1 pseudogene is annotated in these 620 nt (G+C 72.7%); it reads right to left on the bottom strand.

Annotation, left to right across the window (positions count from 1 at the left end):
- Positions 1 to 620 (bottom strand): annotated as a pseudogene (locus KUM32_RS37710) (ABC transporter permease); the annotation flags it as partial.

Here is a 620-nt window from a genome sequence, read left to right as displayed (position 1 = left end):
CCGGTGTCCTTCTCGAAGTCGTCCTGCACGCCCGCGAACAGCATCTGGATGGCGACCGCCCCGGCCACCGCGACGGTGACGCCGCTGACCGTACGGGCCGCCGTGCCGCTGCTCAACTGGAGCCGGCGAATGGCCAGTTGCCAGGAGAGCGGCCCGCCGCGGAAGCGGTTCACGAACCCTTCCACCAGCCATGGCAACAGGGCGGTCACGCCGACCAGGACCAGCACGGCGCCGGCCGCCACCTGGTAGGTGTTCAGGTCGCTGTCCGCGTCGTAGCTCACGTCGCCGATCATCGGCAGCAGCAGCCCGAAGCCGAGCGCGGGCAGCGCCAGGCGCCACCACAGCCGGCGCCGCCTCGGCGTCCCGCCGCGCACCACGCCCAGCGGTTCGATGGTGATGCCGCGCAGCGCCAGCAGGGTGACCAGCACCGCGCAGGCCGGCACGGCCACCGCGATCAACGCGGCGAGCGCCGGGTGCGGTGCGGCGTCGGAGGGGAAGACGTTGATGTCCCACACCGTGACCGAGCCGATGAACTGCCGCCCGATCAGGAACATCGCACAGCCGACGGCCAGCCCGAGCAGCGCCCCGACCAGCGACTCGCCGGCCGCGATCCGGTGCGT

The sequence above is a fragment of the Streptomyces sp. AC627_RSS907 genome (assembly GCF_019049165.1).
This window is presented reverse-complemented; position numbering and strand designations above follow the sequence as displayed.